Here is an 8,172-nt window from a genome sequence, read left to right as displayed (position 1 = left end):
CATAAGAGCTTCCAAACTTTTAGGTCCCATACCTTGCCCTACTTCTTTCACTATGATAGGAGCCTTTATTTGCTCCATCATCTCGTTCAAAGTTTCAATTGGGGATCGTTTCATAAGATCGCCCTCAGGCTGCAAGCTTTCCTGCATCGGATTAATATGAACAATTAAACCATCGGCGCGCAAATCGTGAAGCATCGCCTCAACCTTATCGAGAGCCTTATCTTCAATCAAAGTCTCAATCTGACAGATACCCAGATTAGCATACAAAGGCAAATCATCACCAATAACAGAACGCATATCGAAATCTGCAAAATGAGCCTTACTATCCAGTATTGATCGACATGAGCCCAAACCCATTCCCATTCCAAACTGTGCACAGGCACGAGCCAGGTTCAAATTGATTTTAGCTGCTTTTTCTGTTCCGCCTGTCATACTCGAAACCCATATTGGGGTACGTAGCTGCTTACCCAAAAACTCAAAAGCCTGAAGTTCCTTATCGGGATGAGCACTTAAAAGAGGTTCATAATAGAACCGCTTATCAGCCAATGCTTTTTCCATATGCGAACGGAAAGCCAAATCAATATGGTCTCTTTTTCTGTCAGTCATTGTTTTTTTTCTCTTATCAGTTATCAGTTATCACAACAAGCCAATTTTGCTTTATCATCATCCACTTTAACACTTCGGCTACGCTAAGTGCGACGCCTTTATCCTTGAATTTCCTTTATCCTTCGCATCCTTCTCGCTTGTAATATGTCTCGAAATCACCAATCGCAATATCTCCGATGTGCCTTCGCCAATTTCTAAAATACGTTGATCTCTATAAAACCGCTCCACATCCGAAGACTTTAAAAGACCATGTGCACCGTGAATCTGAACGGCTTCATTAGCTACTTCTCTGGCAATCTCAGAGCAATACAGTTTTGCCATTGCAGATTGTTTTCCAAACTCATGCCCATTATCCTTCAACCAACAAGCTTGATACAATAAAGCTCTTGCAGCTTCAATTTTTGTAGCCATATCAGCTAGCTTAAAAGCAATCGCTTGAAATTTCACGATAGGCTTACCAAACTGCTCGCGTTGCTCAGCGTATTTTAACGATTCTTCGTAAGCTCCCTGAGCCAAACCCAAGGCCATTGCAGCGATGGTTAACCTCCCCGAATCGAGGGTTTTCAGCATAATTTTAGCTCCCTGTCCAAGCTCACCTAATAAATTGGCTACAGGTACCTGACAATTCTCAAAAGTCAAATTTGCAGTATCTGATGCTCTCCACATCATCTTCCCTTTCATAGGATCAGCATTAAATCCAAGAGTACTTCGATCAACTAAGATAACAGATAATTCCTTTTTACCATCCTTCTCAGCTGTGATTACCTGAAGCGTAACCCCAAGCGAAGATTCTGAAGAACCATTAGAAATAAACTTTTTCGCCCCATTAATTAACCAATTATCATTGAATAGCTCAGCCTTTGTTTGCGTGCCTCTTGAGTCTGATCCTGCATTTTCTTCGGTTAAACCAAAAGCCCAAACATTTTTACCCGTGCACAATTGAGGCAGGTATTTCTGCTTTTGTTCGTCTGTCCCAAAATAATAAATAGGACCAATTCCCAGCGAATTATGAGCCGCTAATGTTGAAGCCTGTGAAGCATCAACGCGAGCCATTTCTTCAACAGCTATTAAGAGAGATAAATAATCCTTGCCTTGTCCACCATATTCCTTTGGGAGATAAATTCCAAAAAGCCCCAATTCCCCCATTCTTGAGGTTAAATGTGAACTAAATTCTTCTTTCTCATCCAAATCTGCTGCCAATGCTTTTACTTCAGTCTCGGCAAATTCACGAACCTTTAATTTAAGTTCTTTATGTTCTTTGTTTGTATAGGGATTCATATTTTGTTTAGCTCTTTTGATTCTGATATAAGACTCGAAAGTCTTTTAATTAACAAACCTAAATAAAATCCTCTATCTCTAAAAATTATTTAGAATTAATTTTAATAAAAATAAGGTCAATTTAACGAGTAACAAAATTTAAAATATTTGACTTAATCGATATTCAGATTCCATAGAATAGGGTCAAACCAATATTCTATTAACTTAACTCTATTAAACATCATCAATCAACAAATTTAATTTCACGAAGAAAAATTGAAAAACAAAAAAAATAAAAACATTTTCTTATGTTATAATAAAGCCCTCGACAGAACCATAACAACCTCTACAACAGAAGAAATGCCTCTTCCTCTAAAACTTGACAGATTTGACAGTAGTTTTTCATAGTTATATAATTTAAATTTACATATAATTAAAGATATACACTATGGGATTTGAGATTTGGCATATTTGGCTAATGGTGGCAGTACTTCTTTTTATGATTGAAATATTCATGACCAGCTTTATTGCGGTCTGTATTGGAGTAGGAGCTTTAGTAACTGGCGCAGGAGCCTATTTTGGTTTAAATGTCACTCAGCAACTTTTCCTATTTGCCGGATTTACTTTCCTGATTCTATTCTTCATTCGTCCATTCGCAAAAAAGTTCATTTTTAAAGCAAAAGACTTTGTCTCTACAAATGCTGATGTTTTATTAGGTAAAAAAGCAACTGTCGTTGAAATTATAGCTCCCAATAAACGACACGGGCGCGTAGAAATTGATGGAGATAACTGGAAAGCCGTTTCTTTTGATGGGAAATCAATTTCCAAAGGTGAAATTGTTACCATAGTGAGTTATGATAGTATTGTTTTAACTGTAAAATAACCCTAACCCCTCATATATTGAATCAAAGGTCGGACATTTAGTTCGACCTTTAATTTTGCCTTTCCTTTTCGAAATGATGAATCTTCATATCGATATTCTACAATAAAAAAACATATCAGAACGAACTCTATTTTTTTTACCTTTGATATCTATTTGAAAAATGTCAATAGCACTGGCTTAACGATTCAAACTAAAATACATGCAGTTTAAAGATATTATTGGACAAGAGGCTACTAAGTCGCGCTTTATTCAAACGGTTAACGATAATAGAGTGAGTCATGCTCAACTTATTGTTGGTGAAAAAGGTGTAGGAAAATTAGCAATGGCTATTGCATTTGCTCAATACGTTTCGTGTCAAAACAAACAAGCCAATGACTCTTGTGGCCAATGTGCTTCTTGCAAAAAATATCAGAAACTCGTTCATCCCGATTTACATTTTGTTTTCCCTGTTGTAAAAGGTAAAGGTGCTAGCAATCCTGTTAGCGATACCTATATTGGAAATTGGAGAAAACAGGTGCTCGGCAATCCTTATTTCGATCTTAATGATTGGTATACAAGCCTAGGTGTAGAGAATGCTCAAGGCATGATTTACTCAAATGAAAGTAGTGAGATTATTAAAAAATTGAATCTTAAAACCTATGAATCAGATTATAAAATCATGATTATATGGTTGCCCGAGAAAATGCATGCTTCTTGTGCCAATAAACTACTTAAACTGATTGAAGAGCCACCTACTAAAACCATTTTCTTTCTCGTTTCAGAAGAGCCAAATCGAATCCTTCAAACCATTCGTTCAAGAGCTCAAATGATGAAAATCCCTAGGATTGAAAAGGATGCTCTAAGCCAAGCTCTAAAATCAGAATACAACCTATCGGACACGGAATTGAATAATCTTGTCCGTTTATCAGAAGGAAGTTATCGTAAGGCACGCATTCTAATCAAAAATTCCGATGAGAATGCCTTTAACTTCGATCGTTTTGTAAGTATCATGCGTATTTGTTATGCCCGAAATGTACTAGAACTCATGACCTGGGCTGAAGAAATCAGTACAATCGGTCGTGAAAGACAGAAAAGTTTTCTTCAATATTGTTTAAAGATGATTCGTGAAAACTTTATTCTAAACCTAAAGCAAGAGGAAATGGTTTTCCTAAATGGAGAGGAAATGAATTTTTCTCAACGTTTTTCGCCCTTTATCAATGAAGATAATGTATGGCCAATTGCAGATGAATTAACCAAAGCCTATAACGATATTGAACGAAATGGAAATGCCAAAATCATTTTTCTGGACCTAAGTTTACGTTGGGTTAAATTGTTGCGTCCATAATACACAACGAATAATAAGAAGGCGATCTGATAAGGCAGAAAGTAAATCTATTATCACCCAATGTTCTTTCATTCAGATAATCATCACAATAAGAAGTTCTTTTCTCAGATATTTTTCCTGCACTCTACAGTCCTTTAAAAAATTAATTAACTTTAGGGATTGTTTTTGGTATAAACTCTCAGTAAACCTGACAGATGTACCATTTTATTAGCTAATTTCGCAGACACGATTGTAGAATTTTCAGTTCGATATTTATTCGAACTCAATACAAAGATGACGCAAGCCATTTGAGTACAAAACACCGTACTTTAATGAGTTTCTGCACTCAATATATATACATATGATAGAAGAAAAGGAACCAAAAGGCAAATGTGGCGGTTGCTCTAAAGGTAAATCAGACCACCGACTTTTGGACGGTAAACTTGATGTTTACGACTGGTTAGGTGATGTTCCTGAAAGTGCTTTATGTCCCGATATTATAGAAGTTAAATTTAAGAATACACGTAAAGGTTTTTATTCAAACAATAATAAAATAAGACTAAAGCGTGGCGATATAATTGCTGTTGAAGCATCTCCCGGACATGATATTGGTATTGTTTCACTAACAGGTGATTTAGTGGTTGAGCAAATGAAAAGACAAAAGCTCGATCCTAAAACTTACGAAGCCAAAAAAGTTTACCGTGTAGCCAAACCTGTAGATATCGAGAAATGGCACGAAGCCATAGCTCTTGAGCACAAAACCATGATTAAGGCTCGCCAAATTTCAGCCGAATTAAGGCTTAATATGAAAATTGGTGATGTGGAATATCAAGGCGATAAAACCAAAGGGATTTTCTATTACATCGCAGATGAGAGAGTTGATTTCCGGGAATTAATTAAAGTTTTAGCCGAAGAATTTAGAATTCGAATTGAAATGCGCCAGATTGGTGCTCGTCAAGAGGCTGGACGAATTGGAGGAATCGGTCCTTGTGGTAGAGAGCTATGCTGCTCAACCTGGATTACCAATTTTGTGTCAGTAACAACCAATGCTGCTCGTTATCAAGAAATATCTTTAAACCCTCAAAAGCTTGCTGGCCAATGTGGAAAACTAAAGTGTTGCTTGAATTATGAAATGGATGTTTACATTGATGCTCGTAAAGATTTCCCAGCGACTAATGTTCCTTTGGAATGTAAGGATGGGACAGCTTACCATCAGAAAACTGATATTTTCAAACGTTTAATGTGGTACAGTTTCGATAAGAACTATGCCGTAAATATGGTTCAGATTCCTATTGATAGAGTAAAAGAAATTATCCTCTTAAACAAAAAGGGAATCAAGGTAAACGAGCTTGTTGCAAAGAAAGAAGAAGTTACTCATAAAGCTCTCGATTACGAAAATGTAGTGGGACAAGACAGTCTGAATCGTTTTGATAAGGTTGAAGAAGCTAAAAAGCCACGCCCTAAACGCAAATTCCGTCGTAAACCACGTAAAATTAACAAATCAGGCGAATAGCAATTCGCCTCAATTATAAAAAATAAAGTATTGAGAACTGAGATTAAACAAATCTCAACTCGATACTTTATTTGATTAAGAGAATTTAAGACTAGATATTTTTGAATCGATGAAGTTGAAATCCAAATACCTTTTACTTATTAGTTTAGCACTAATTTTTATCACAAGTGCCTGTCAGGACAATCGTGTTTATGAAAGTTATGTTGACATCCCTAATCACGAATGGAATAAGGACTATACTGCTAGTTTCGAGGTAGAAATAACTGATTCTATTCAGCTACACAACATTTATGTGAACATTCGAAACACAGGCAAATATCCCTATAGTAATCTGTGGCTTTTCATTAAGCAAATAGATCCTGAAGGCAATATGACTGAAGAGAAATATGAATGTCACCTAGCAAGTGATACAGGAGAATGGTATGGAAGTGGTTTTGGAAATATATTTGACTTGCAGGTGCTTTATAAACCGGCAATTTTATTCGAAAAACCAGGACTTTACACTTTTGAAATGGTTCAAGGAATGAGAGACGATAAGTTACCTGGTGTCGTGAATATAGGTCTGAAACTTGATAAAACAAATCAATAGAAACTCAAAATAAGCAGACAATCAGTCTGAGAACTTATTTACTCAATAATAGTATAAGAAAGTGGCAAAGAATAAATTAAAGCGTTTTGCAGAGATAGAGACTTTTGAGAATGTTTTGCAACCCTCACACGAAGATGTTTGGGACAAAGAATTCAGACTTAAAAGCAAATGGAACAAGGAATATTTCAAAAATGACAACCCAATTGTTCTAGAAGTTGGATGTGGCAAAGGCGAATACACAGTAGGATTAGCCCAGCGTTTTCCTGATAAGAATTTTATTGGCATCGATATAAAAGGTGCCCGATTATGGCAAGGTGCTACAATAGCAAATGAAGAGGGCTTAAAGAATGTTGCCTTTGTTCGTACAAAAGTTGAACTTTTACGTTCTGTTTTTGCCAATGGTGAGATTTCAGAAATATGGATCACTTTTGCCGATCCTCAAATGAAAAAGGTAACCAAACGATTGACTGGAACTCGCTATATGAAACTCTACAGCGATTTGATGAATGATAATGGTGTGATTCATCTCAAATCTGACAGCCAGTTCTTGTACGAGTACACGCGTTATATGATTAAGGAAAATAACCTGAAAGTATTAACCGATACCGACGATTTGTACAATTCAGAACACGCGAATGACATTTTGGGCATTAAAACCTATTATGAAGCTCAATTCTTAAGCAAAGGTATTCCTATCAAGTACCTTCAATTTTTATTGGAAGGTAAAACTGAATTTGTTGAGCCTGACGTTGAAATTGAATTGGATGAGTACCGCAGCTTTGGTCGCGATAGACGCAAGCAGCCTACTGAAGAAAAACACAAAATTCAGAAGAAAGATTAATTCTCTCTACTAAGAAAAAAGCATGTCTGATATTTATTCTCGCATATTCAAAGTTGTACAGAAAATACCCGCAGGACGCGTGTGTAACTATGGTACGATTGCGAGATTTATCGGTTCACCCCGAGGTTCACGACTAGTAGGTTGGGCAATGAATAATTCACATACCAGCGAAGAATATGTGCCTGCACACCGGGTTGTTAATCGCATTGGGATATTATCGGGGAAACATCATTTTCCTGGTGAAGATATAATGCAACAACTACTCGAAAACGAAGGCCTTATGGTGATAGACGATCAGATTCAAGATTTTGAAAAGCATTTTTGGGATCCGATGAAGGAACTCCCTGAAGATTTTATTTAAAATCAATCTAAATGCATATATTTGTTGACAGTTAAATAATTAAAGGGTTAATCTGTTAAAGAGAGGTTTTTTTCAGAACAAAATTACACAGATTTTATTCGCCACTCATTCACTTTTTAACTCATTTACACATACATTCATTAGCATGACATATACTAACAAGCAAGTTACCGATGCTTTAAAACTCGTAAAGTTTCCAGGTAGCGATCAAGATATTATTAGCCTCGATATGGTTCGTAATATGAAGATTGAAGGCAAAAAAATTGCATTCGATTTAGTTTTCCAAAAATCAGACGATCCGAATATCATTCCTTTAAAAAAGGCTTGTGTTACTAATATTTTACGATTCGTCGATAAGGATGCTGAAATCAAAGGGAACATTAAGGTAAAGGCTGTTCATATTGTTGAAGCACCTTCGGTATTGCCTAATGTAACCAATATTATTGCAGTTGCTTCAGGTAAGGGTGGTGTTGGTAAATCAACTATTGCTTCAAATCTAGCAGTTGCTTTGGCTAAGGCTGGTAAAACAGTTGGTCTTATTGATGCTGATATCTACGGTCCTTCGGTTCCTAAGATGTTTGGTTCGGAGGATGCAAGCCCAAAACTAACTCATATTGATGGTAAGGATAGAATCGAGCCACACGAGCGTTATGGCGTTAAGATGTTATCTATTGGTTTCTTTGTTGATGCTGCTCAGGCAACGGTGTGGAGAGGTCCTATGGCTTCGAATGCACTTAAGCAAATGATTGAAGAAGGTAATTGGGGCGAATTGGATTACGTATTGATTGACCTTCCTCCAGGAACATCGGATATTCACCT

The 8,172-nt window shown here is 36.5% G+C and carries 8 protein-coding genes and 1 pseudogene; 7 read left to right on the top strand and 2 right to left on the bottom strand.

Going from position 1 to position 8,172, the window contains the following annotated elements; all coding sequences use genetic code 11:
* A pseudogene (locus ABY905_RS11200) lies at positions 1-606 on the bottom strand (isopentenyl-diphosphate delta-isomerase); the annotation flags it as partial.
* A 78-nt stretch (positions 607-684) separates the two neighbouring features.
* Positions 685-1,884, bottom strand: a complete 1,200-nt coding sequence (locus tag ABY905_RS11195) for an acyl-CoA dehydrogenase family protein (RefSeq protein WP_372643757.1) — start codon at positions 1,882-1,884, stop codon at positions 685-687.
* 427 nt (positions 1,885-2,311) lie between these two features.
* Between ABY905_RS11195 and ABY905_RS11190 the strand changes: the two genes are divergently transcribed.
* The 7 genes from ABY905_RS11190 to ABY905_RS11160 all read left to right on the top strand — a co-directional run.
* Positions 2,312-2,746 carry an NfeD family protein gene (locus ABY905_RS11190; protein WP_372643754.1) on the top strand — a complete coding sequence of 145 codons (435 nt, stop codon included), beginning with the start codon at positions 2,312-2,314 and terminating at the stop codon, positions 2,744-2,746.
* 199 nt (positions 2,747-2,945) lie between these two features.
* Positions 2,946-4,070, top strand: a complete 1,125-nt coding sequence (locus ABY905_RS11185; protein WP_372643751.1) for an ATP-binding protein — start codon at positions 2,946-2,948, stop codon at positions 4,068-4,070.
* A gap of 340 nt (positions 4,071-4,410) precedes the next feature.
* A complete protein-coding gene (locus tag ABY905_RS11180; RefSeq protein ID WP_372643748.1) occupies positions 4,411-5,562 on the top strand; it encodes a stage 0 sporulation family protein in 1,152 nt (383 codons plus the stop codon).
* Between the two features lie 109 nt (positions 5,563-5,671).
* Entirely contained in the window at positions 5,672-6,151 is a 480-nt protein-coding gene (locus ABY905_RS11175; protein ID WP_372643747.1) for a gliding motility lipoprotein GldH, read from the top strand.
* A gap of 61 nt (positions 6,152-6,212) precedes the next feature.
* Complete coding sequence (trmB, locus tag ABY905_RS11170) at positions 6,213-6,992, top strand: tRNA (guanosine(46)-N7)-methyltransferase TrmB (protein WP_372643746.1); 780 nt, start codon at positions 6,213-6,215, stop codon at positions 6,990-6,992.
* A 22-nt stretch (positions 6,993-7,014) separates the two neighbouring features.
* Entirely contained in the window at positions 7,015-7,353 is a 339-nt protein-coding gene (locus tag ABY905_RS11165) for an MGMT family protein (protein WP_372643745.1), read from the top strand.
* Between the two features lie 145 nt (positions 7,354-7,498).
* The coding region (locus ABY905_RS11160) for a P-loop NTPase (RefSeq protein ID WP_372643743.1) at positions 7,499-8,172 on the top strand (674 nt) is incomplete at its 3' end.

The sequence above is a fragment of the Ancylomarina sp. genome, from assembly GCF_041555295.1.
GTDB lineage: Bacteria > Bacteroidota > Bacteroidia > Bacteroidales > Marinifilaceae > Ancylomarina.
Note: the sequence above shows the minus strand (reverse complement) of the source record. Positions and strands in the feature narration are given on the sequence as shown.

What these genes read in the sequence shown, in the direction of transcription:
- ABY905_RS11190 (WP_372643754.1), top strand. Translation starts at nt 2,312, where the DNA reads ATGGGATTTGAGATTTGGCATATTTGGCTAATGGTGGCAGTACTTCTT.
- ABY905_RS11175 (WP_372643747.1), top strand. Translation starts at nt 5,672, where the DNA reads ATGAAGTTGAAATCCAAATACCTTTTACTTATTAGTTTAGCACTAATT.
- ABY905_RS11165 (WP_372643745.1), top strand. Translation starts at nt 7,015, where the DNA reads ATGTCTGATATTTATTCTCGCATATTCAAAGTTGTACAGAAAATACCC.
- ABY905_RS11195 (WP_372643757.1), bottom strand. Translation starts at nt 1,884, where the DNA reads ATGAATCCCTATACAAACAAAGAACATAAAGAACTTAAATTAAAGGTT.
- ABY905_RS11180 (WP_372643748.1), top strand. Translation starts at nt 4,411, where the DNA reads ATGATAGAAGAAAAGGAACCAAAAGGCAAATGTGGCGGTTGCTCTAAA.
- ABY905_RS11185 (WP_372643751.1), top strand. Translation starts at nt 2,946, where the DNA reads ATGCAGTTTAAAGATATTATTGGACAAGAGGCTACTAAGTCGCGCTTT.